General features: G+C 65.0%; 20 protein-coding genes. 10 read left to right on the top strand and 10 right to left on the bottom strand.

All coding sequences use genetic code 11. The features are described 5' to 3' along the window. Both AC1DUN_RS19250 and AC1DUN_RS19255 read right to left on the bottom strand, forming a co-directional pair. Positions 1-2,301, bottom strand: coding sequence for a tetratricopeptide repeat protein (locus AC1DUN_RS19250; protein WP_477715365.1), 2,301 nt, complete (start codon positions 2,299-2,301; stop codon positions 1-3). 135 nt (positions 2,302-2,436) lie between these two features. Beyond that, entirely contained in the window at positions 2,437-3,069 is a 633-nt protein-coding gene (locus AC1DUN_RS19255; protein ID WP_477662887.1) for a LysE/ArgO family amino acid transporter, read from the bottom strand. A gap of 122 nt (positions 3,070-3,191) precedes the next feature. Between AC1DUN_RS19255 and AC1DUN_RS19260 the strand changes: the two genes are divergently transcribed. Next, positions 3,192-4,115 carry an HTH-type transcriptional regulator ArgP gene (locus tag AC1DUN_RS19260; protein ID WP_477715366.1) on the top strand — a complete coding sequence of 308 codons (924 nt, stop codon included), beginning with the start codon at positions 3,192-3,194 and terminating at the stop codon, positions 4,113-4,115. A 70-nt stretch (positions 4,116-4,185) separates the two neighbouring features. Here the strand turns inward: AC1DUN_RS19260 and AC1DUN_RS19265 are convergent, their stop codons facing one another. After that, complete coding sequence (locus AC1DUN_RS19265) at positions 4,186-4,476, bottom strand: PsiF family protein (RefSeq protein WP_477715367.1); 291 nt, start codon at positions 4,474-4,476, stop codon at positions 4,186-4,188. Positions 4,477-4,610: 134 nt separating this feature from the next. On the opposite strand from AC1DUN_RS19265, the gene argS reads away from it, so the two are divergent. The 8 genes from argS (at position 4,611) to AC1DUN_RS19305 (ending at position 13,042) form a co-directional block, all read left to right on the top strand. Next, on the top strand, positions 4,611-6,296 hold the full coding sequence (argS, locus tag AC1DUN_RS19270) for an arginine--tRNA ligase (RefSeq protein ID WP_477715368.1): 1,686 nt from the start codon (positions 4,611-4,613) through the stop codon (positions 6,294-6,296). Positions 6,297-6,350: 54 nt separating this feature from the next. After that, positions 6,351-6,980, top strand: a complete 630-nt coding sequence (locus AC1DUN_RS19275; RefSeq protein ID WP_477715369.1) for an SPOR domain-containing protein — start codon at positions 6,351-6,353, stop codon at positions 6,978-6,980. A 128-nt stretch (positions 6,981-7,108) separates the two neighbouring features. Then, positions 7,109-7,768: a thiol:disulfide interchange protein DsbA/DsbL gene (locus AC1DUN_RS19280; protein ID WP_477715370.1), complete on the top strand. Its 660-nt coding sequence runs from the start codon at positions 7,109-7,111 to the stop codon at positions 7,766-7,768. 151 nt (positions 7,769-7,919) lie between these two features. After that, the gene (gene lptA, locus AC1DUN_RS19285; RefSeq protein ID WP_477715371.1) at positions 7,920-8,549 is read left to right on the top strand and encodes a lipopolysaccharide transport periplasmic protein LptA; all 630 of its coding nucleotides are present in this window, start codon (positions 7,920-7,922) and stop codon (positions 8,547-8,549) included. Positions 8,550-8,564: 15 nt separating this feature from the next. Next, a complete protein-coding gene (gene lptB / locus AC1DUN_RS19290; RefSeq protein WP_477715372.1) occupies positions 8,565-9,347 on the top strand; it encodes an LPS export ABC transporter ATP-binding protein in 783 nt (260 codons plus the stop codon). A gap of 187 nt (positions 9,348-9,534) precedes the next feature. Then, positions 9,535-11,073: an RNA polymerase factor sigma-54 gene (locus AC1DUN_RS19295; RefSeq protein WP_477715373.1), complete on the top strand. Its 1,539-nt coding sequence runs from the start codon at positions 9,535-9,537 to the stop codon at positions 11,071-11,073. A gap of 140 nt (positions 11,074-11,213) precedes the next feature. Next, positions 11,214-12,620, top strand: a complete 1,407-nt coding sequence (locus tag AC1DUN_RS19300) for a THUMP domain-containing class I SAM-dependent RNA methyltransferase (RefSeq protein WP_477715374.1) — start codon at positions 11,214-11,216, stop codon at positions 12,618-12,620. Further along, positions 12,617-13,042 carry a putative toxin-antitoxin system toxin component, PIN family gene (locus tag AC1DUN_RS19305; RefSeq protein ID WP_477715375.1) on the top strand — a complete coding sequence of 142 codons (426 nt, stop codon included), beginning with the start codon at positions 12,617-12,619 and terminating at the stop codon, positions 13,040-13,042. Before AC1DUN_RS19300 ends, AC1DUN_RS19305 begins: the two co-directional genes overlap by 4 nt. Before the next feature lie 15 nt (positions 13,043-13,057). Here the strand turns inward: AC1DUN_RS19305 and AC1DUN_RS19310 are convergent, their stop codons facing one another. Then, positions 13,058-14,785: an FMN-binding glutamate synthase family protein gene (locus AC1DUN_RS19310; protein ID WP_477715376.1), complete on the bottom strand. Its 1,728-nt coding sequence runs from the start codon at positions 14,783-14,785 to the stop codon at positions 13,058-13,060. Between the two features lie 94 nt (positions 14,786-14,879). On the opposite strand from AC1DUN_RS19310, the gene AC1DUN_RS19315 reads away from it, so the two are divergent. Next, positions 14,880-15,710 carry a YecA/YgfB family protein gene (locus tag AC1DUN_RS19315; protein ID WP_477715377.1) on the top strand — a complete coding sequence of 277 codons (831 nt, stop codon included), beginning with the start codon at positions 14,880-14,882 and terminating at the stop codon, positions 15,708-15,710. A gap of 16 nt (positions 15,711-15,726) precedes the next feature. On the opposite strand, the gene AC1DUN_RS19320 is transcribed toward AC1DUN_RS19315, so the two are convergent. From AC1DUN_RS19320 to AC1DUN_RS19345, 6 genes are all read right to left on the bottom strand, one after another. Then, positions 15,727-16,503 carry a 5'-methylthioadenosine/adenosylhomocysteine nucleosidase gene (locus tag AC1DUN_RS19320; protein WP_477715378.1) on the bottom strand — a complete coding sequence of 259 codons (777 nt, stop codon included), beginning with the start codon at positions 16,501-16,503 and terminating at the stop codon, positions 15,727-15,729. 97 nt (positions 16,504-16,600) lie between these two features. Beyond that, positions 16,601-18,289: a long-chain-fatty-acid--CoA ligase gene (locus tag AC1DUN_RS19325; protein ID WP_477715379.1), complete on the bottom strand. Its 1,689-nt coding sequence runs from the start codon at positions 18,287-18,289 to the stop codon at positions 16,601-16,603. Positions 18,290-18,453: 164 nt separating this feature from the next. After that, positions 18,454-19,878, bottom strand: a complete 1,425-nt coding sequence (locus AC1DUN_RS19330) for an NAD(P)(+) transhydrogenase (Re/Si-specific) subunit beta (protein ID WP_477715380.1) — start codon at positions 19,876-19,878, stop codon at positions 18,454-18,456. Continuing rightward, complete coding sequence (locus tag AC1DUN_RS19335; protein WP_074580127.1) at positions 19,875-20,201, bottom strand: NAD(P) transhydrogenase subunit alpha part 2; 327 nt, start codon at positions 20,199-20,201, stop codon at positions 19,875-19,877. The genes AC1DUN_RS19330 and AC1DUN_RS19335 overlap by 4 nt, the downstream gene beginning before the upstream one ends. A gap of 6 nt (positions 20,202-20,207) precedes the next feature. Beyond that, positions 20,208-20,918 (bottom strand): hypothetical protein, encoded by a 711-nt coding sequence (locus tag AC1DUN_RS19340; RefSeq protein WP_477715381.1) that lies wholly within the window; start codon positions 20,916-20,918, stop codon positions 20,208-20,210. Next, complete coding sequence (locus tag AC1DUN_RS19345; protein ID WP_477715382.1) at positions 20,915-22,030, bottom strand: Re/Si-specific NAD(P)(+) transhydrogenase subunit alpha; 1,116 nt, start codon at positions 22,028-22,030, stop codon at positions 20,915-20,917. The genes AC1DUN_RS19340 and AC1DUN_RS19345 overlap by 4 nt, the downstream gene beginning before the upstream one ends. Positions 22,031-22,057 lie beyond the last annotated feature (27 nt).

Raw genomic sequence — 22,057 nt, forward strand, 5'->3', positions numbered from 1 at the left:
CTAATGCATGGAGGGAACCGCAAAACTGGCCGGCGGGTCTCCGCGCTGATGTCTTTCCCACATCAATGTGTACGCGGACTCAATGTGGGAACAAAAGCGCTTTGTGTCGAACAATGGATATTCAGACCGATTTCGCGACAGCCTGGCGCGAATATCTGACAGCAGCTCTGGGCATCTTGCCAGCTTCAGGGCCAAAGCCTCATAGTCCGCCAGGTTTTCAGTGACCAGTTCAGGCAATCCCACCGCGTTCAACAAACTGGCGGCCACCCGGCCAGGAAACGTCGTCCCCATACAGGTCAGAACGGGCAAACCGGCCCATAGGGCATCGCTGGCAGTTGTATGCGCGTTGCAGGGAAGCGTGTCCAAAAACAAATCCGCCACTTGGTGCCGCGCCAGGTGCCTGTCCAGGTCCAGCCGCGGCGCAAAGACCAATCGCTGCGCGGCGACACCGCGCCGCAGTGCCTCGGAACGCAGATTCCGCGGAACGGCCGCATTGTCTTGCAGCAACCACAATACGCTGCCGCTGACTTCGGTCAGCAGGCGCATCCAGACATCAAATACAGCGGGCGTGATTTTGTAGTTGTTGTTGAAGCAGCAAAACACAAAACCGGACGCCGGCAGCCCGCATTCCGCCCGAGTGGGCGTTGTTTTGGCAATCTGTCGCCGCGTATCGTTGGCCTGATAGCTATCCGGCAGCCATACGACTTTTTCGGAATAAAACCGCTGGTGCTCCTCGGGAACAACGTAGCGGTCCGCGAGGATGTAATCGATATATTCCGCGCCCATGCTTCCGGGAAAGCCTAGATAGTTGACCTGAACTGGAGCGGGCCTCTGGGCCAGAATGCCGGGCCGGCCATCCGTGGTAAATCCCTTCAAATCAATCGCGATGTCGATTTCCATGTCCCTGAGCAATCCGGCCGCCTCCCGGTCGCTCTTTGCCCGAACGTCAACAAACCGGTCAAACGAACGCAGCAAGCGCTGGCGCATCGCTCCTTTGGAATCAGGGCCAAACGATAGCGCGACGATCTCAAACCGCTGGTGGTCATGGCGCTCAAACAGTTCAGCCATCAAATAGGCGGTTGCATGGTCATGGAAATCCGCGGAAAGATAGGCCACCCGGATCTTGTCATGCGCGTGGCGCTGGCCGCTCCACAAGGGCTTGTCGGAGGGCGGACAGGCATCAGCAACATTTGTCCGCGCGCACTGCAGCAGCGCGGCCATTGACTCTGTCGCCGCCAGCAGGGTGAATGGCTCGGCAGCCTTTTTTCCCTGCATGACCGCACTGTTCAAGCGCTCCAGGTCCGACTCATGCCGCGACCAATCGCACGAGTACATCCTCGAGGCAAACAGGTTTCCAACGGCATAGGGATATTCCGGCTCGATGTCGATCAATCGCGCGAGGGTACGCGCGGCATCGTCATGCCGGCGCAAGCAGCCCAACATTTCACCAAGGTTCCCCAATGCATTGGCATGCCGAGGCTCCAGCGCCAATACCTGTTCAAAGGACGCCAAGGCCTCTTCATGCCGGCCAAGCGCGCCAAGCACAATGCCGCGGTCGTTGAAAGCCTCCGCGGAGGCCGGGTTCAGGCTGACCAGCTTGTCGTAGCTTGCCACTGCATCCTCAAGCCGGTTGGATCTGCGGAACACGCTCCCAAGGCTGCCATGAACCTGTGCATGATCCGGGCTGAGCCGCAACGCGCTCTGAAAATGCTGGATTGCCCGCGGCAAATCGTTCTCGTATGCATACAGCTGGCCAAGATGCGCGTGAAAATCCGCCACCTCCGGGCATGCAGCGATCCCTTTGAGCACAATCTCCTTGGCGCGCTCGATTTGCCCGCTTTCCAGCAGCATCTGGCACAAATCGCCATAAACCCTCTCAAAATCCCGCTTGAGATCGAGCGCTCGAACGAAGTTTTCTATGGCGATCGCTGCCCTGCCCTGCTTCTTGGCGATGACGCCGAGAAGATAAAAGGCGTCGGCCAGTGCCGGATTGATCTCCAGGCTCCGCTGGAGCGCGTGTTCCGCCTCTTGATAATGCTGTTGTTCACCGAGGGCAAACCCGAGATTGAGGCAGGCGTCGGCGTCCAGCGGGTTGACCGCAATGGCTTCGCGATAGCTGCTTGATGCCTGGTCCAGCTTGCCTTCGGCAAGAAAGGCATTTCCGCGGCGCCTCAAAATATCGCCTTGGGATGTTGGGTCGGATGCCGTCGATGTGCCGCGCGCACTTTCCGGCGCTCCAGCAGGGCTCGCTTCATTCTCCGCGGTGAAGATGCCGTTTCTCAACCAGTTGAACACCCCCATACGCTTCCTTTTGCGACCAAAGACCCGTGCTGCAGCGTGCCCCCATGCAGCACGGCGGCCACCCATGCATCGAAGCCTTGGGCGGCTGTTTCAGCAAAACCCCTATTTTGAACCGCTGGCGCCGCACCCCGATTTTTAAAGCAAGCCTCGCACCAGCCAGAAAGCCGTGCCCCACATCATCAACGCCACCAGCAAATCCATGGCACGCCAGACGGCCGGTGAATTGAGCCTGCGGCCCACGCACCACAGCGCCACACCCAGGCCGGTGAACCACAGCAGCGAACCGGTGATGGCGCCCAGGCCGAACACAGCGTTGTCGGGCTGCGCATAGGCCAGCGAGGCCGTGCCTATGACCACGGCCGTGTCCAGCCAGGCATGGGGATTGAGCCAGGACAGCGCCAGCGCCAGGCCCACCGCCTTGCGGCGCGAAATGAGCTCGGCCTCGGCCGGCGCACCGTCAGCCGCCTGCGGTGCCGGTTGCAAAAAGCGCCGCATCGCCTGGGCGCCATAGACCAGCAGCACCAGCGCGCCCGCACCGGTCATCGCGCCCAGCAGCTTGTCGGACAGGCCGCCCAGCTGCGCCAGCCCCATCACACCGAGGGCGATCAGCGCCACGTCGGTCAACACGCAGAGCGCGACCGTGAGCCACAGGTGCTGGCGCAGCAGGCCCATGCGTATGACATGGGCGTTCTGCGGGCCTATGGCCATGATCAGCGAGAGGCTCAGGACCATACCGGTCAGGAAAGCGGGGGCGGCAAGCGGGTTCATGGTGGTTGCTTCAAAGGTTCAAGAAAGTCGGCTTGCACGCAGTGTCGGGCAAAGCCCATAATGCTTAAACCGAATTAACTAAAACTCAGGTTTATCAATTAATACTTGATTTACGCTCAACCATGCTCGACGCCCGACAACTCGATGCCCTCGCCGCCGTGATTGAGCACGGCAGCTTTGGCGAGGCCGCCAAAGCCCTGAGCCTGACGCTGGCCGCCGTCTCGCTGCGCATCAAGTCGCTGGAAGGCGAGCTGGGCCAGCGCCTGCTGGTGCGGGGCAAGCAGGTGCGCGCCACGCCGGCCGGCCAGGCCCTGCTGGGCTATGTGCGGCAGTTGCGGCTGATGGAGTCCGACCTGCTCGCGGGCCTGCAGGGCGGCGGCAAGGCCGGGCGCCTGCAAAGCCTGAGCGTGGCGGTGAATGCCGACTCCCTGAGCAGCTGGTTTTTGCCCGGCGTGGCGCCGGTGCTGCAGGGCCACGGCCTGCTGCTGGATGTGGTGGTGGACGACCAGGACCACACCCACGACGCGCTCAAGAGCGGCGACGTCACCGGCTGCGTGACCACGCTGGCCCAGGCCATGCGCGGCTGCGTGGCCGAGCCGCTGGGCGTGATGCGCTACCGCTGCATGGCCTCGCCGGCGCTGCTCGCGCAGTGGAACGAGCCCGCTGCGGGCGGCAAGGCGGCAGGGCCGAACCGCCTGGCCCACCGCCTGCTGGCCAGCCCGGCCGTGATCTTCAACCGCAAGGACGCGCTGCAGGACACTTTCCTGGCCCAGCATTTCAAGCTCAAGGGCGCGCTTTACCCGCGCCACTTTGTGCCGGCCGTCGATGCCTTCGAGCTCGCGCTGGAGCTGGGCATGGGCTGGGGCATGGTGCCCGACATCCTGCTGGCGGCGCGCGCGCACCGCCCGCCGCTGCAGGAGGTGCTGCCGGGCTGCGCGGTCGACGTGCGGCTTTATTGGCAGCACTGGACGCGCGAGCCGCTGGCGGCGCAGCGGCTTACGCAGGCCGTCAGGCAGGCGGCGAAAGCGCAGCTGCTGCAGGACTGAGGCGGGCAAAAAAAAGCCTGCCGGGTCGTCCCCGGCAGGCTTTTTGTGGTTTGTGAGAAGTGGAGCGGCTTTACTTGCTCAGGCACTCTTTCATGAAAGCCTTGCGTTCATCGCCTTTTTTGCCCTTGGCGTCGGCGTTGCAGGTCTTCATCTTTTCTTGCTGCGTGGCCTTCTTGGCGCTCAGGCATTCCTTCATGAAGGCCTTGCGCTCGTCGCCTTTCTTGCCCTCGGCATCCTTGTTGCAGGTGCCCATCTTGGTTTGCTGCGCGGTCTTGGCGGGAGCGTCCTGGGCATGCGCCACCGGAGACAGGATCATGGTGGCGGCAAAAGCGAAGGCGGTCAGGGATAACAGCTTTTTCATGGTGGCTCCAATGGGTTGGGAATCGGGATTGAGTTCCGGCTGGAATTCCAACACATAACGCCGGGCCAGGCAAATTCGATGACCGGGCATGCGCGCGCGCCGGGCGGCGCATGGCTTAACCGTAAAATCAGCCCATGCTCTCGATTAAAAAAGACCTGCTCGCGGCCCTGGCCGCGGGCCTGGAAGAACTTTCCCCCGGCGCGGGCGACAAAGCCGCGTTTGAATCCCCCAAGGTGGCGGCCCACGGCGACTTCGCCTGCACGGCCGCCATGCAGCTGGCCAAGCCGCTCAAGCTCAATCCGCGCCAGCTCGCCGAAAACCTGCGCGCCATTTTGCTCAAGGCCCCGGCCTTCGAACGCTGGGTGGACGCCATCGAGATCGCCGGCCCCGGCTTCATCAACATCCGCCTCAAGCCCGCCGCCAAGCAGGAAACCGTGCGCGAGGTGCTGCAGGCCGGCACCGCCTACGGCACACAAGCGGCGGGCAGCGGACGGCGCATGATCGTCGAGTTCGTTTCGGCCAACCCGACCGGGCCGCTGCATGTGGGCCACGGCCGGCAGGCCGCGCTGGGCGACGCGATCTGCAACCTCTTCGCCACCCAGGGCGCGCAGGTCTGGCGCGAGTTCTATTACAACGACGCGGGCGTGCAGATCCAGACCCTGGCCGCCAGCACGCAGGCGCGTGCCAAGGGCCTCAAGCCCGGCGACGCCGGCTGGCCCGAATCGGCCTACAACGGCGACTACATCGCCGACATCGCGGCCGACTTCCTGGCGAAAAAGACCGTCAAGTCGGACGACCGCGAGTTCACCGCCTCGGGCAACGTGGAGGACATGGACTCAATACGCCAGTTCGCCGTGGCCTACCTGCGCCACGAGCAGGACCTGGACCTCAAGGCCTTCTCGGTCAGGTTCGACAACTATTACCTCGAGTCCAGCCTGTACAGCTCGGGCCGCGTCGACGCCACGGTGGCAAAACTGAAAAGCGCCGGCAAGACCTATGAGCAGGACGGCGCGCTGTGGCTGAAGTCGACCGACTACGGCGACGACAAAGACCGCGTGATGAAAAAGAGCGACGGCAGCTACACCTATTTCGTGCCCGACGTGGCCTACCACCTGGCCAAATGGGAGCGCGGCTTCGGCAAGGCGATCAACATCCAGGGCATGGACCACCACGGCACCATCGCCCGCGTGCGCGCCGGGCTGCAGGCCGCCGGCGAGGGCATTCCCCAGGGCTACCCCGATTACGTGCTGCACACCATGGTGCGCGTCATGCGCAACGGCGAGGAGGTCAAGATCTCCAAGCGTGCCGGCAGCTACGTCACGCTGCGCGACCTGATCGAATGGACCAGCGCCGATGCCGTGCGTTTCTTTTTGCTCAGCCGCAAGCCGGACACCGAGTACATCTTCGACATCGACCTGGCGCTGGCCAAAAACAATGAGAACCCGGTGTACTACGTGCAGTATGCGCACGCGCGCATCTGCTCCATCCTCACCACCTGGGCCGAGCAGGGTGGCGACGAAGCCAGCCTGAAGTCTGCTGACCTCTCGGCGCTGGACAGCCCCCAGGCCCAGGCGCTGATGCTGCTGCTGGCCAAATACCCCGAGATGCTGGCCAATGCGGCCGCCGGCCTGGCGCCGCACGACGTGGCGTTTTACCTGCGCGAGCTGGCCGCCTGCTACCACAGCTATTACGATGCCGAGCGCATCCTGGTCGATGACGAGGCCGTCAAGCGCGCCCGGCTGGCACTGGTCGCGGCGACCGCGCAGGTGTTGCACAATGGCCTGGCGGTGCTGGGCGTGAGCGCCCCGCGCAAGATGTAAGAACGCCGGTAGCAACCGGATTTTCAGGACAAGGCAATGAACGTGGGCAAGGGTATGAATACACAACGAGGCGGGACGCTGCTGGGTTTGATCATTGGCGCGCTGATAGGCCTGGGCGCCGCGCTGGCTGTGGCGGTCTACATCACCAAGGTGCCCGTGCCCTTCATGAACAAGAGTCAGGCGCGCAATCCCGACAGCGACGCCGCGGAAGCCAAGAAGAACAAGGACTGGAACCCGAACGCGCCGCTGGCCGGCAAGAACCAGCCCAAACCGCCGGCCCCGGCCGCCAGCGAGGTGACCGGCGTTGCCGTTCCCGATCCCGCCGCGCCCAAGGCCGCCGCCTCGGCGCCTGCCAAAGCCGCCGCCAAACCTGCCCCCGCGGCCGACCCGCTGGGCGACCTGGCCAAGGCCAAGGTTGAAGGCCTGTCGTCCGGCCCCAGCGTGGACCCTTTCAGCTACTTCATCCAGGCCGGCGCCTTCCGCACGCCTGAAGACGCCGAACAGCAGCGCGCCAAGCTGCTGCTGCTGGGCATGCAGGCCAAGGTCACCGAGCGCGAGCAGGCCGGCCGCACTGTGTACCGGGTGCGCCTCGGGCCTTTCGACAAAAAGGAAGACGCCGACAAGGCCAAGGAGCGGCTGGACAACAATTCCATTGAGACGGCGCTGGTTCGCGTGCAGCGCTGACCCCCGCGCTGCCAATAAGCTGAACTTTTCACGGGGCTGGTGTACAAACCCCTGTGCCCCGCACCACGAGGCCGCCGTCCGCAGGGGCGGCTTACCCAACATTTCCGTCATACCAGGAGAAGAATCTGATGCAACGCCGTGAGTTTTCGTTTTCAGCCGCCTCGGCGGCCGTCGCCAGCCTGGGCGGCATCGCCCTTCCCACGCTGGCGCAAGCCCAGGCCAGGGCCTTCAAGGACGGCGCCGACTACCTGACGCTGGACAAGCCGGCGCCCACCGAGGTCCCTGCGGGCCAGGTCGAGGTGGTGGAGTTCTTCTGGTACAGCTGCCCGCATTGCAATGCCTTTGAGCCGACGCTGGAGGCCTGGATAAAGCAGGCGCCCAAGGATGTGACCGTGCGGCGCGTGCCGGTGGCCTTCCGCCCCGATTTCGAACCCCAGCAGCGCCTTTTTTATGTGCTCGAGGCCATGGGCAAGGTCGAGGAACTCCACAAAAAGGTGTTTTACGCCATCCACGTGGAAAAACTAACGCTCAACACGGCCGACTCCATCGCGGCCTGGGCCGAAAAGCAGGGCGTGGACAAGGCCAAGTTCGTCGAGATGTACAACTCCTTCACCGTCACCACCAAGGCCCGCAAGGCGACGCAGCTGCAGGACATCTACAAGGTCGACGGCGTGCCGGCGCTGGGCATTGCGGGGCGTTATTACACCTCGGCCACTCTGTCCCAGAGCATGGCTCGCGCGCTGCAAGTCACGGATTACCTGATCGCGCAATCGCGCACCAGGAAATAAGGCGGCCGTCCAGGGCCGCAGCGGCCCACGCCGAAAAACCCGCCTCGATCCAGGCGGGTTTTTTTATGCCCCTAATATTCACCCGTGCAAGCCATTCCCACAGCTTGCATGGCTACAATGGCCCAACCCAACGCAGCAAGATTCGTGCCTTATGAAACACCCCCTTTATTCCCTCGTCCTGCCGGCCGCTTTGGCGCTGGGGGCGGCGTTTCCGGCCTGGGCCGAAAAAGCCGACCGGGACAAGCCCATGAACGCGGAGGCCGACGCCCTGCGTTATGACGACCTGAAGCAGACCAGCGTGTTCACCGGCAACGTGGTGATCACCAAGGGCACGACCATCGTGCGCGGCGCGCGGGTCGACGTGAGCCAGGACCCCGAGGGCTACCAGCAGGCGATCGCCATCGCGGCGCCCGGCAAGCTGGCTTTCTACCGCAAGAAACGCGACGGCGTGGACGAATACATCGAAGGCGAGGGCGAGCGCATCGAATACGACAGCCGCGCCGACCTCGTCAAATTCATCAAGCGCGCCGTGGTGCGCCGCTACAACGGCGCCACCCTGGTGGATGAAACCACGGGCGCCGTGATCGTCTACGACAACAACACCGACGTCTTCACCGTGGACGGCGGCGCGCAGAACAGCACTGCCGCCAACCCGAGCGGGCGCATACGCGCCATGCTCTCGCCGCGCGCCGCCGCATCGGCCCCGGGCGCCGCGCCCGCCCCCGCAGCCCCGCCCGCTGCCTTGCGCCCCAGCACCACGCTGGGCAGTGAAAAGAAATAGAAAGAACCTGCACAGATGGATGTGGTGACTGACACTTCGGCGGCCAAGGCCGCAACCCCCAGCCGCCTGGTGGCGCAGGGGCTGCAAAAATCCTACGGCAGCCGCAAGGTCGTGCAGGACGTTTCGGTGGCCGTGCAAAAGGGCGAGGTCGTGGGCCTGCTGGGCCCCAACGGCGCCGGCAAGACGACCTCCTTCTACATGATCGTGGGCCTGGTGCGCGCCGACGCCGGCGAGATTTCCATCGACGGCCAGTCGGTCGAGCACATGCCGATTCACCTGCGCGCCCGCCTGGGCCTGAGCTACCTGCCGCAGGAAGCCTCGATTTTCCGCAAGCTCACGGTGGAAGAAAACGTGCGCGCCGTGCTTGAACTGCAGCTGGACGCGAACGGCAAGCCGCTGGGCCGCGCCGACATCGAGTCGCGGCTCGATGCCCTGCTGCAGGACCTGCGGGTGGACCATTTGCGCCATTCGCCGGCGCCGGCGCTGTCGGGCGGTGAACGCCGCCGCGTCGAGATCGCCCGCGCCCTGGCGACCCAGCCGCGCTTCATCCTGCTTGACGAACCCTTCGCCGGCATAGACCCGATCGCCGTGATCGAGATCCAGCGCATCATCGGCTTCCTGAAGTCGCGCGGCATCGGCGTGCTGATCACCGACCACAATGTGCGCGAAACGCTGGGCATCTGCGACCACGCCTACATCATCAGCGACGGGCATGTCCTGGCCCAGGGCACGCCGTCCGAGATCGTGAACAACGCCGATGTGCGCCGCGTGTACTTGGGCGAGCACTTCAAGATGTAGAGATGGTTTCCCCCTTGTTGTTCATCGCGCTTAACGTGCGGGCTTCCGAGAGTGCCGTCGCCACATTGACACGCCTGCCATCGTCTTTCAAGCGGGGGCCGTGGAACTGGCTTTGCCAGGCCACAGGCGCCGCCCCCTGTAGGGGGGAGGGTGCTACACGAAGTGAGCATCCAACGGGGGGGAGTCCTTGAAACAAGGTCTCTCGCTACGCGTCTCGCAGCATCTTGCGCTGACGCCCCAGCTGCAGCAGTCGATACGCCTGCTGCAGCTGTCCACGCTCGAGCTGAGCCAGGAAGTCGAGCAGATGCTCGACGAAAACCCGTTTCTCGAGGTGTCGGACGAAACCGCGGCGCGCGAGGAGTTCGGCCTGGAGCATGTCAACACGCCGGTCAGCCAGGACAGCCGCGAGTTTGAATCCGCCGCCGATGCAACGGCCGGCGGCGGCGCGGAAGACGCGGGCCTTTCAGCGGCCGGCGAAGCCGAGGTCAGCGCGGAACCCAAGCTCGAGGAAAGCTGGGAAGGCGACGGCACGGTGGAGACCACGCCCGATGACAGCGAATGGGGCAGCGATGCGCCTGCGCGCAAGAACAACAACGAGGAAAGCGAGGCCGAGGCCTCGGACCTCACGGGCGGCCATGAGTCGCTGCAAGACCACCTGCACCGCCAGTCGCTGGGCCTGCGCCTCTCAGAGGAAGACCGCGCGGCCCTGCATTTCCTGATCGAGTCGCTCAACGACGACGGTTACCTCGAGGACAGCCTGGCCTCGCTCGCGGCCGGCCTGGCCGGCGGCGACCTGGAACAGGCCGAGGACCTCGAGCAGCGTTTTGCCATGGCGCTCAAGCTGCTGCAGCACATGGAGCCGGCCGGCGTGGGCGCGCGCAACCTGGCCGAATGCCTGGGCCTGCAGCTGCTCGACTGCAAGGACTGCGAGGAGACCCGCGCCGCCATCGCCGTGTGCAAGCACCCCATGGAGCTGCTGGCCAAGCGCGACGTCAAGCGCCTGTCCTACCTGTGCGGATTCACCGAGGCGGCCATCAAGGGCGCGATCGCCGTGATAGGCCGGCTCGACCCCAAACCCGGGCGCCGCTTCGTGAACGTGGAGCGCAACCTGATCGTGCCCGACGTCATCGTCGTGAAGTCGGGCCGGGGCTTCAAGGTCACGCTCAACGGCGACGTGATGCCGCGCCTGCGCGTGCACGACATCTACGCCAACGCCCTCAAGCAGCACAAGGGCCAGGACGGCCAGGCGCTGCAGCAGCGCCTGCAGGAGGCGCGCTGGTTCATCAAGAACATCCAGCAGCGCTTTGACACCATACTGCGCGTGAGCAGCGCCATCGTCGAGCGGCAAAAGAGTTTCTTCACGCACGGCGAGCTCGCGATGCGCCCGCTGGTGCTGCGCGAAATCGCCGACGAACTGGGCCTGCACGAATCCACGATTTCACGCGTGACCACCGCCAAGTACATGGGCACGCCCTTCGGCACCTTTGAACTGAAGTATTTCTTCGGCTCCGCGCTGGGCACCGAAACCGGCGGCAACGCCTCAAGCACGGCGGTGCGCGCGCTGATCAAGCAGTTCGTCTCCTCCGAGAGCGCGAAAAAACCTCTCAGCGACAACCAGATTTCCGAAATGCTCAAGGAGCAGGGCATTGAATGCGCGCGCCGCACCGTGGCCAAGTACCGCGAGGCCTTGCGCATCGCCCCCGCCAACCTACGCAAGTCCCTATAAATCCGATTCTCGGGCGCATGGCGGCGTTGCGCGGTGCTCGGAATCCTCATGCACCGAAGTGCATTCCGGTTCCTGCGCTCCGTGCGCCTTGCCCTGCATCCCGATAATCGAATTTCTAGCAGTCCCTTGAAGAGTCCGACATGAACCAACTTCAGTTATTTTTACCCTGCGCCGCGGGCGTCGAGGCCCTGCTGGCCGCCGAGGTGCAGCGCATCACCGGCATCCAGGGCAAGGCCTGGCGCGCCGGTGTGCAATTGCAGGCCTCCTGGCGCGACGCGCTGCAGCTCAACCTGCACAGCCGCCTGGCGCAGCGCGTGCTGATCGAGCTGCAGCACAACCAGTACCGCGGCGAGCAAGACCTCTACAACGCCGCCGCCAACGTGGCCTGGGAGATCTGGTTCACGCCCAAACAGACCTTCAAGGTCGAGATCACCGCCCAGCACAGCCCGCTGACCAGCCTGAACTTCGCGGCGCTGAAGATCAAGGACGCGATCGCCGACCGTTTTCGCGCCAAGTTCGACGACGTGCGGCCCAGCGTCGACACGCGCTGGCCCGACGTGCGTGTCTACGTGCACCTGACGACGGACACTGTCACGATTTACATCGACACCTCGGGCGAGCCTCTCTTCAAGCGCGGCTGGCGCGAGGACAAGGGCGACGCGCCGCTGAAGGAAACCCTGGCCGCCGCGATGATTGCCGCCAGCGGCTGGGACCAGCTGTGCAAAACCGGCGTGCCGCTCTACGACCCCTGCTGCGGTTCGGGCACCATCGCCATCGAGGCGGCGCAGATCGCCTGCAACATCGCGCCCGGCATCAACCGGCGCTTTGCTTTCCAGAAGTATCTGCCCTTCCAGGGCCATGTGTGGGACGGCCTGCTGGACCAGGCCGAAGCCGCCATCACGGAGCCCACGGCGCCGGTGTTCGGCAGCGACGTGTCCTTTCGCATGGTCGACTTCGCCGAGCGCAATGCCGAACGTGCCGGCGTGGCCAATGCGGTGGAGTTCCGCGGCGGCGACGCGCTGCAGCGCATGCCGCCCGCGCCTTCGGGCGTGATGCTGGTGAACCCGCCTTATGGCGAGCGCATCGACGTCGCCGGTGTGGCCGGCATCACCGGCGTGCAGGGCCGCGACCAGCGCCGCCAGCAAGGACATGCCGAAGGGCGCGTGCAGCACGACCATCGCAACCAGCCCATCGACGAGTTCGGCCAGCCCTTGAGGCCCGACAGCGGCGACACGCGTGAAGAGCCCGCCTTCGAGACCTCACGCGACCGCTCAGCCAACCCGGGCCGCGAACAGGCGCAGAACGCCTGGGGCGAGGAAGCCGCCGACTTCTTTCCGCAGCTGGCCGCGCACTGGAAGAAAAATTACGCGGGCTGGACGGCCCACGTGCTGACGCCCGACCTCAAGCTGCCCGGCAAGATGCGCCTGAAGGAATCGCGCCGCGTGCCCATGTGGAACGGCCCGATTGAATGCCGGCTGTTCCGCTTCGACATGGTGGCCGGCTCCGCGCGCGGCAAGCCGGGCGCGGCGCGCGAGCCGGCGCCGTGACCGCAGTGGCGCGCCAGCCCGTGGTGCTGGACACCAACATCGTCCTTGACCTGTTTGTCTTCAACGATGCGACCGCGCAGCCGCTGAGGCAGGCGTTGCAAGCCGGCGAGCTCGACTGGCTGGCCACAGCGCCCATGCGCGACGAACTCGCGCGCGTGCTGGCTTACCCGCAGATCGCGCCGCGGCTGGCGTTTTACCAGTTGAGCGCCGACGACGTGCTCGCGGCCTTTGACCGGCATGCACGCTTGGCGGAGGTGGCCGCGAAGGCGGCTGTGACCTGCAGCGATGCCGACGACCAGAAATTCATAGACCTGGCGGTTGCGGTGAAAGCGACGCTGCTGAGCAAGGACCGCGACGTGCTCTCCATGGCCAAACGGCTAGGCAGCCTCGGCGTCAGGGCGCAGAGCGCCCTGCGGGCTTAGCGGCAGCAGGCCTGTTCAGGCCGCCGCGACGCTGGCGCCCGAAACCGCAGCGCCGTCCGGCCCGGCCGGCGCCTGCATGGCCGCGCCGTTGGCGCGAAAGCTGTGCGCGCTGGCCAGCGGCCAGTAGTAGCTGAACACCGTGTTCTGTTTTTCCAGCGAGCCCAGCAGCGCGCCGGGCTCCACCCGCATGATCAGGTTGCTGAGCAGCCGCACCTCGGTGTCGGTCAGGCGCCGCACGATGTGGTGGGCGTTGACCTCGCGCGGGTGGCACAGGCCCGCGGCCTGCACCAGCTCCTGCAGCGCATGCAGCGTGCTGCGGTGGAAGTTTCGCACACGCTCGGCCTTGTCGGGCACCACCAGGGCCTGCTGGCGCACCGGGTCCTGCGTGGTGACGCCGGTCGGGCATTTGCCGGTGTGGCAGCTCTGCGCCTGGATGCAGCCCAGCGCCATCATGAAGCCGCGCCCGGCGTTGCACCAGTCGGCGCCCAGCGCCATCAGCCGCACCATGTCGAAGGCGCTGACGACCTTGCCGGCTGCGCCTATGGAGATGCGGCTGCGCAGGTTCACGCCGATCAGCGTGTTATGCACCAGCAGCAGGCCCTCCTGCAGCGGCGCGCCCACATGGTCGGTGAACTCCACCGGTGCGGCGCCCGTGCCGCCCTCGGCGCCGTCCACCACGATGAAGTCCGGCGTGATGCCTGTCTCCAGCATGGCCTTGACGATGGCGAACCACTCCCAGGGGTGGCCTATGCAGAACTTGAAGCCGGTCGGCTTGCCGCCCGAGAGCTTTCGCAGCCGGGCGATGAAATGCATCATTTCCACCGGGGTGGAAAACGCGCTGTGGCTGGAGGGCGAGATGCAGTCCTTGCCTTGCGGCACGCCGCGCGCCGCGGCGATCTCCGCGGTGACCTTGGGGCCGGGCAGGATGCCGCCGTGGCCGGGCTTGGCGCCCTGGCTCATCTTGATCTCGACCAGCTTGACCTGCGGGTCGCGCGCGTTGGCGGCGAAACGCTCCTCGCTGAAGCTGCCGTCCTCGTTGCGGCAGCCGAAGTAACCCGAGCCGATTTCCCAGATCAGGTCGCCGCCGTGCAGCCGGTGGTGCTGCGAGATCGAGCCCTCGCCGGTGTCGTGCGCGAAGCCGCCCAGCTTGGCGCCCTTGTTGAGCGCCATGATGGCATTGGCCGACAGCGAGCCGAAACTCAGCGCCGAGATGTTGAAGACGCTGGCATGGTAGGGCTGGGTGCAGGGCTCGACCGAGGGCGAGGGATGCTCGGGCGAGCCGCCTATCCAGACGCGGAAGTCGTGCGAGGCCAGCTTGGTCGGCGACATCGAATGGTTGACCCATTCATAACCCTGCGCGCCCACGTCGAGCTGCGTGCCGAAGGGCCGGTTGTCGGGCTCGCCCTTGGCGCGCTGGTAGACCAGCGAGCGCTGGGCGCGCGAAAACGGCGTGGCCTCGCTGTCGCTTTCAATGAAATACTGGCGCATCTCGGGCCGTATGAACTCGAACAGAAAGCGCATATGGCCTATGACCGGGTAGTTGCGCAGCACCGCGTGCCGGGTTTGCCGCAGGTCGTGCACGCCCACGCCAACCAGCGCGATGAACGCCAGCAGGGCCAGCAAGGTCAGCCGGCCCACACCGAAGACCGCCAGGCTGAGCAGCGCCAGCAGCACGCCCAGTGCGCACAAGGCCATGAAGGAGTAACGAACCGGGAACCGGGCATCCAGACGCTGGAGAAACATGGTGGCGCTTCCGTGGGGAGGGGCAGAATAACCGCGATGCGGCAGATACACTTTGCATCATAAGAGCCTCGCGTGAGGCTCAGGACTGTTTTTCATGAAGCCCACCCCCAAACCCGCCACACTTTCAACGCCCGCACCCGAGCAGGCTTTCCTCGAAGCCGAGGACTTTGACGCGCTCGACGCCATCCTCGACGACTTGCGCACCCGCTACGACGAGACGCCACAGTGGGAGTTTTGCGAAGGTTTTATGGCCGCCGTGATCTGCTCGCGCCGGCCTATCGCCGCCGCCGAATACCTGCCCGTGCTGCTGGCCGTGCCCGCCGAGGGCGAGGCGCCGGACCCGGAAGGCGGCTCCTTCGCGGACGATAGCCAACGTGAGCGCTTCCTCACGCTCTGGAACCGGCGCTGGCAGGAAGTTGCCGTCGCGCTGGATTCGGAAGTCGACTCGCTGGAAGACGACAACTGCTACCACCCCGAGGTGATGGACATACGCGGCGCCGTGGCCGAAATGGCGCCCGAGGAACGCGCCGCCTTCAAGCGCGAGGACCTGCCGGCCTTTGCCCAGGTCTGGGCGCTGGGTTTTATGTTCGCGGTCGAAAGCTGGCCTGACGAATGGCTGGCGCCGCGCGACAAGGATGCCGCCAAATGGCTGGACGGCGCGCTGCAGGCCGTGGTGGCCATGACCGAGGACGACACGGCCGCGCCCGAAGTCTCACCGCTGAGCGAAGACGGCGCGCCCAGCACCAGCATCGCCCGGCTCAATGCTTTCGGCGAGGCCATCTGGGCGGTGTACGACCTGCGCGAGCTGTGGAAGACGCTGGGGCCCAAAGTGGAGACCGTGCGCGCCGAGGCCACGCCGGGGCGCAACGACCTCTGCTACTGCGGCAGCGGGAAAAAATACAAGAAGTGCCACGGCGCGGGCTGACGCTTCCCCGCCGCGGTCAAGGCTCCAGCGACAGCAGCAGCTTCTCCACAATCGCATGCGCATAGCGGCTCGCCACTTCCTCGATGAAGCGCGGGAAATCCACATGCGCGCTGTCGTCCGCACGGTCCGAGATGGTGCGCACGGCCGCAAAGGGCACACCGTAGTCGTGGCACACCTGCGCGACAGCCGCACCCTCCATCTCGACCGCGAGCACCTCATGGCCCGCGCCCGTGAGCGCGGCATGCAGGCCTCGCGACTCGCCGGCGCCTGAGACAAAACGGTCGCCGCTGGCGATCAGCCCCTGGTGCACGCGCGCGCCCGGGAAGGCCGCGCTGGCGCCGCCATCATGCAGCGCCGCCGAGGCCGCGCTGAACAGCAAGGCCGTGAGCGCCGCATCGCCCTCAAAGCGGCTGCGGCCGTACAGCGGCACCTCGTAGCGCGGAAACAGCGGCGAGGCATCGAGGTCGTGCTGCACAAAATCGCTGGCCACCACGATGTCGCCCACATTCACCCCTGCGCCCAGGCCGCCAGCCACGCCGGTGAACACCATGCGGCGCACGCCGAAGCGCTCGATCAGCGCGGTCGCCGTGGTGGCGGCCGCCACCTTGCCGATTTTCGACAAGGCCAGCACTACGGGCCGGCCGTGCAGCTCGCCCAGCCAGAAGTCGCGACCGGCGTGCGTCACCTTGTGCGGCCGGTGCAACAACTCCATCAGCCCTTGCTGCTCCTGCAGCAGGGCGCTGAGGATGGCGATGGGGGCCGGGGCGTTTGAGGCGGTCTGGGAAATCGGCATGAAGGGATTGTGCCCATAAAGCACGGGCGCAAAAAAGGGCGACTCGCGCCGCCCTCTAGAAAACCTTTGCAGGTCCTAAAACTGGTTTGCCGGTTGGCTATTTCTTGTCCCGCAGCTCGCGGCGCAGGATTTTGCCAACGGGTGTCTTGGGCAGCTCGGTGCGGAACTCCACCACCTTGGGCTGCTTGTAGCCGGTCAGGTTGGTCTTGCAGTATTCGCGCACCTGGGCCTCGGTGAGGTCCGGGTTTTTCTTGACGATCACCAGCTTGACGGCTTCGCCGGACTTGTCGTCGGCCACGCCCACGCAGGCGCATTCCATCACGCCGGCCAGCTTGGCCACCACGTCCTCGATCTCGTTCGGGTAGACGTTGAAGCCGCTCACCAGGATCATGTCCTTCTTGCGGTCGACGATCCTGAAGAAGCCGTTTTCATCAAGCACGCCGATGTCGCCCGACTTGAAGTAGCCGTCGGGCGTCATGACCTTGGCGGTTTCGTCGGGGCGCTGCCAGTAGCCGGCCATGACCTGTGGGCCCTTGATGGCGATCTCTCCGGGCTGGCCCTGCGGCACTTCGTTGCCGTCGTCGTCGAGCAGCTTGAACCAGGTGCCGGGAATCGGCACGCCTATGGTGCCGGTGAAGGCCTTGCTGTTGGTCGGGTTGCAGCTGGCCGAGGGCGAGGTCTCGGACAGGCCGTAGCCTTCGCAGATCGGGCAGCCGGTTTTTTCGAGCCAGAGCTTGGCCACCGCGCTTTGCACGGCCATGCCGCCGCCCAGCGAGATCTTCAGGTGCGCCCAGTCCACCGTATTGAAGTCCGGGTGGTTGGCCAGGCCGTTGAACAGCGTGTTGACGGCCGGGAAGCTGTTGACCTTGTGTTTGGAGAGTTCCTTGAGCACCGCGGGCAGGTCGCGCGGGTTGGGGATCAGGATGTTCTTGCCGCCGGTACGCATGCCCAGCATCATGTTCACGGTGAAGGCGAAGATGTGGTACAGCGGCAGCGCGCAGACATAGGTGGGCTGGTGGCCCGGCTGCATGCTGGCCATGGCCGGGCCGTTCCAGGCCTCGGACTGCAGCACGTTGGCGATCACGTTGCGGTGCAGCAGCACCGCGCCCTTGGACACGCCGGTGGTGCCGCCGGTGTACTGCAGCACGGCCACGTCGTCGGGCTTGATGTCGGGGCGCTTGAGCGTCAGCCGTGTGCCTTGCGCGACCGCGTCATTGAAGCGCACGGCGCCAGGCAGGTTGAAGGCCGGCACCATTTTCTTGACGTTGCGCACCACGTAGTTGACCAGTGCGCCCTTGAGCATGCCGAGCTGGTCGCCCATGGCGCACAGCACCACGTGCTTGACCGGGGTGGCGGCGATGCACTGCTCCAGCGTGTTGGCGAAGTTCTCGATGATGACAATGGCCTTGGAACCCGAATCCTTGAGCTGGTGCTCGAGTTCGCGTGGGGTGTACAGCGGGTTGACGTTGACCACCACATAACCTGCGCGCAGGATGGCCGCCACGGCCACGGGGTATTGCGGCACGTTGGGCATCATGATGGCGACGCGGTCGCCTTTGGCCAGGCCCAGGCTTTGCAAGTAAGCGCCGAAGGCCAGCGAAAGGCTGTCGGTCTGGCCGAAGGTGACGTCCTTGCCCATGAAGCTGTAAGCGACGCGGCTGCCGTGCTTTTTGAAGCTTTCTTCCATCAAGGCCACCAGCGACGGGTACTGCGACGCGTCGATGTCGGTGGGAACGCCCGGCGGGTAGGCCTTGAGCCACGGGCGGTCAATGGTCGCTGCATTCATGTTTGTCTTCTCCATTACGTTTTGCTTACAGCCATGGATTCTCACGGCCTGCCCTCTTCGTGGCTATTGCGTTTTCCCTAGGAAAGCCGGGAAATCAGAAGGGAAGCCCCTCTAAAGTGGATAGTCCCGCGGCGCACGGCCGCGGGCAAACTCCCAGTCCGCGCTTATTCGATGGCCTTGCCCATGTCCTCGATCACCTTTTTGGCATCGCCGAACACCATCATGGTTTTGTCCATGTAGAAGAGTTCGTTGTCCAGGCCCGCGTAGCCGGCCGCCATGGAGCGCTTGTTGACGATGACCGTCTTGGCCTTGTAGGCCTCCAGGATGGGCATGCCGTAGATGGGGCTGCCCTTGACGTGCGCGGCGGGGTTCACCACGTCGTTGGCGCCCAGGATGATGGCCACGTCGGCCTGGCCGAACTCGGCGTTGATGTCTTCCATTTCATGCACCTGGTCGTAAGGCACTTCGGCCTCGGCCAGCAGCACGTTCATGTGGCCCGGCATGCGGCCAGCCACCGGGTGGATGGCGTACTTGACGTTGACGCCCTTGTCGATGAGCTTTTGCGCCAGTTCCTTGACCGAGTGCTGCGCGCGCGCCACCGCCAGGCCGTAGCCCGGCACGATGATCACGGTTTCGGCATTGCCCAGGATGAAGGCGGCATCGTCGGCCGAGCCCGACTTGACGGGACGCTGCTCCTTGGCGCCCGCGGCGGCGGCACCGGCCTCGCCGCCGAAGCCGCCCAGGATCACGTTGAAGAAGGAGCGGTTCATCGCCTTGCACATGATGTACGAGAGGATGGCGCCCGAGGAGCCGACCAGCGAACCGGCGATGATCAGCATGGAGTTGTTCAGCGAAAAACCGATACCGGCCGCGGCCCAGCCCGAGTAGCTGTTGAGCATGGACACCACCACCGGCATGTCGGCGCCGCCGATAGGGATGATGATAAGCACGCCCATCACGAAGCTCAGCGCCAGCATCGCAAAAAACGCGGGCCAGCTGCCCGTGAACATGAACACCAGCCCCAGGCCAATGGTCAGCAGGCCCAGCACCAGGTTCAGCTTGTGCTGGCCGGCGAACTGCACCGGCGCGCCCTGGAACAGGCGGAACTTGTAGGTGCCCGACAGTTTGCCGAAGGCGATCACCGAGCCGCTGAAGGTGATGGCGCCAATGGCCGCGCCCAGGAACAGCTCCAGCCGGTTGCCGGTGGGAATGGCGCTACCCTTGGCCGCGATGCCAAAGGCATAGGGCTCGGCCACGGCGGCCACGGCGATAAAGACCGCGGCCAGGCCGATCATGCTGTGGAAAAAGGCCACCAGCTCGGGCATCTTGGTCATCTCGACCGTCTTGGCGCGCCAGGCGCCATAGCCTCCGCCGACCACCAGGCCCACCAGGACATACACCATGCCCAGGGCCTTGCCGCCCGAGATCTCGACGATCAGCGCGGCCGTGGTCAGCATGGCGATGGCCATGCCCACCATGCCGAACAGGTTGCCGCGTATCGAGCTGGTGGGGTGCGACAGGCCCTTGAGCGCCTGGATGAAACAGACGGAGGCCACCAGGTACAGCAGCGTGACGAGGTTCATGCTCATTTGGCGGCTCCTTCAGCGGGCGCGGCGGCTTTCTTTTCTTTCTTGCGGAACATCTCCAGCATGCGGCGCGTCACCAGAAAGCCGCCGAAGATGTTGACGGCGGCCAGCGCCACGGCCAGCACGCCCATGGTTTTGCCCAGCGGCGTTTCGGTCAGCGCGGCTGCGAGCATGGCGCCCACGATCACGATGGCCGAAATCGCGTTGGTCACCGCCATCAGCGGCGTGTGCAGGGCCGGCGTGACCGTCCACACCACGTGGTAACCCACATAGATGGCCAGCACAAAAATAATCAGGTTGATGATGGTGGGGGAAACTGCTTCCATGATCGCCTATTGAGAAGTTGATGAAGTAACGCGGGGAGTGGCAAAGGCCAAGGGAGGGAGGGTCATGTTGCCGCTCATGGAGTAGACGCTGCCCTTGACGGCCGCGGCCAGCTGGCGCGCCCACACAAGCTGGCCGGGTTTCAGGTACGCCGGAAGGGTTGAAGCTTCTTCGCCCTGCAAACCGAGAAAGCCAGGCGCCACAAGCAGATTAACGTGCATGCCGGTGCCGCCGGAGCTGCCTACCGTCACGCCGATGGCTTGCAAGGCCGGTGGCACGGTCATGCCGCTGTTTTCCATGGCACTCAGCACCTCAGGCATGGCGCGCTTGAGGTACTGCTCGGCCTTTAAAGGAATTGACGCCCGGACGCATTCGAGCGCATTGGGATCTTTCGTCAGGTTCAGGGCATGGACATTCTGGTTGCTCGTGCAGGTATTGACCCAGTTGACACGCAGCCCCCCGCTCTTCGACGAGTCCACATAAAGAATGGCCATCACGCGGCCGCCCGAGATAAAGGCAAACGAACGGGTTTCGGTAGGCAGCGCACCCCCCGTGCCATTGCCGTCCACTTTGTCTTGTCCGTCGCTGGTCGTCAGCGCTTTCCAGTTTCCCTCCGGCAGCTCGATGTTGGCCCTGCCCACCTTGACGGCTTCGGCATGCGCAGGCAGAACAGCCATTGCGGCTGTGAACATCGCCAGCGAGAGCAGCCTGCCCGTCATTTTTTCTTCACCTCGCCGCCCTGCGTCATCAGGCAGGCCGCGACGATGTCGTCTTCCAGGTCGACCTTGAGCTCACCCTCTTTGGTGATGATGAGCTTGAGGAAGTCGAGCAGGTTGCGCGCGTAGAGCGCGCTGGCGTCGGCCGCGACCAGCGCCGGCACATTGGTTTCGCCGATCAAGGTCACGCCATGCTTGACCACGGTCTTGCCGGCTTCGGTCAGCGGGCAGTTGCCGCCTTGCGGCGCGGCCAGGTCGACGATCACGCTGCCGGGCTTCATGGCCTTGACCATCTCTTCGGTGACCAGCACCGGCGCGGCCCGGCCCGGAATCAATGCCGTGGTGATGACCACGTCGGCCTGCGCCACGCGTTTGGCAACCTCGGCCTTTTGCCGCTCCAGCCAGCTGGGCGGCATGGGCTTGGCATAACCGCCCACGCCGACGGCGGCTTCGCGCTCTTCGTCGGTTTCATAAGGCACGTCGATGAACTTGCCGCCCAGCGATTCGACCTGTTCTTTCACGCTAGGGCGCACGTCGCTGGCCTCAATCACCGCGCCCAGGCGCTTGGCCGTGGCGATGGCCTGCAGGCCGGCAACGCCGACACCCAGGATCACAACGCGCGCGGCCTTGACCGTGCCGGCCGCCGTCATCAGCATGGGGAAAAAGCGCTGGTAGCGGTCGGCGGCCATCATCACGGCCTTGTAGCCGGCGATATTGGCCTGCGAGGACAGCACGTCCATGCTTTGCGCGCGGCTGGTGCGCGGCGCGGCTTCGAGGGCAAAGGCGGTCAGCTTGCCGGCGGCCAGGCGCTGCAGGCCGGCGGCATCAAAAGGATTGAGCATGCCGACCAGCACGCCGCCGGCTTTGGCCAGTCCCATTTCGCTGTCCAGCGGGCAACGCACCTTGAGCACGATGTCGGCGCCGTAGGCGCCCGCTGCGTCGGTGATCTCGGCGCCGACGGCCGTGTAGGCCTCGTCGGGAACGCTGGCGGCGACGCCGGCACCCGACTGCACACGGATGGTGTGCCCCTGGGCCTTGAGTTTTTTGGCCGTCTCGGGCGTGATGGCGACGCGTGTTTCTCCGGCCGTGATTTCGGCGGGTACCCCAATCAGCATGGGTCTCTCCTCAGTACGTTGGTATGG

This window comes from Polaromonas sp. P4_F6 (genome assembly GCF_056401275.1).

What these genes read in the sequence shown, in the direction of transcription:
- AC1DUN_RS19325 (WP_477715379.1), bottom strand. Translation starts at nt 18,289, where the DNA reads ATGAATGCAGCGACCATTGACCGCCCGTGGCTCAAGGCCTACCCGCCG.
- AC1DUN_RS19300 (WP_477715374.1), top strand. Translation starts at nt 11,214, where the DNA reads ATGAACCAACTTCAGTTATTTTTACCCTGCGCCGCGGGCGTCGAGGCC.
- AC1DUN_RS19260 (WP_477715366.1), top strand. Translation starts at nt 3,192, where the DNA reads ATGCTCGACGCCCGACAACTCGATGCCCTCGCCGCCGTGATTGAGCAC.
- AC1DUN_RS19255 (WP_477662887.1), bottom strand. Translation starts at nt 3,069, where the DNA reads ATGAACCCGCTTGCCGCCCCCGCTTTCCTGACCGGTATGGTCCTGAGC.
- AC1DUN_RS19315 (WP_477715377.1), top strand. Translation starts at nt 14,880, where the DNA reads ATGAAGCCCACCCCCAAACCCGCCACACTTTCAACGCCCGCACCCGAG.
- lptB (WP_477715372.1), top strand. Translation starts at nt 8,565, where the DNA reads ATGGATGTGGTGACTGACACTTCGGCGGCCAAGGCCGCAACCCCCAGC.
- AC1DUN_RS19280 (WP_477715370.1), top strand. Translation starts at nt 7,109, where the DNA reads ATGCAACGCCGTGAGTTTTCGTTTTCAGCCGCCTCGGCGGCCGTCGCC.
- AC1DUN_RS19340 (WP_477715381.1), bottom strand. Translation starts at nt 20,918, where the DNA reads ATGACGGGCAGGCTGCTCTCGCTGGCGATGTTCACAGCCGCAATGGCT.
- lptA (WP_477715371.1), top strand. Translation starts at nt 7,920, where the DNA reads ATGAAACACCCCCTTTATTCCCTCGTCCTGCCGGCCGCTTTGGCGCTG.
- AC1DUN_RS19320 (WP_477715378.1), bottom strand. Translation starts at nt 16,503, where the DNA reads ATGCCGATTTCCCAGACCGCCTCAAACGCCCCGGCCCCCATCGCCATC.
- argS (WP_477715368.1), top strand. Translation starts at nt 4,611, where the DNA reads ATGCTCTCGATTAAAAAAGACCTGCTCGCGGCCCTGGCCGCGGGCCTG.
- AC1DUN_RS19345 (WP_477715382.1), bottom strand. Translation starts at nt 22,030, where the DNA reads ATGCTGATTGGGGTACCCGCCGAAATCACGGCCGGAGAAACACGCGTC.
- AC1DUN_RS19330 (WP_477715380.1), bottom strand. Translation starts at nt 19,878, where the DNA reads ATGAGCATGAACCTCGTCACGCTGCTGTACCTGGTGGCCTCCGTCTGT.
- AC1DUN_RS19265 (WP_477715367.1), bottom strand. Translation starts at nt 4,476, where the DNA reads ATGAAAAAGCTGTTATCCCTGACCGCCTTCGCTTTTGCCGCCACCATG.
- AC1DUN_RS19275 (WP_477715369.1), top strand. Translation starts at nt 6,351, where the DNA reads ATGAATACACAACGAGGCGGGACGCTGCTGGGTTTGATCATTGGCGCG.
- AC1DUN_RS19335 (WP_074580127.1), bottom strand. Translation starts at nt 20,201, where the DNA reads ATGGAAGCAGTTTCCCCCACCATCATCAACCTGATTATTTTTGTGCTG.
- AC1DUN_RS19250 (WP_477715365.1), bottom strand. Translation starts at nt 2,301, where the DNA reads ATGGGGGTGTTCAACTGGTTGAGAAACGGCATCTTCACCGCGGAGAAT.
- AC1DUN_RS19310 (WP_477715376.1), bottom strand. Translation starts at nt 14,785, where the DNA reads ATGTTTCTCCAGCGTCTGGATGCCCGGTTCCCGGTTCGTTACTCCTTC.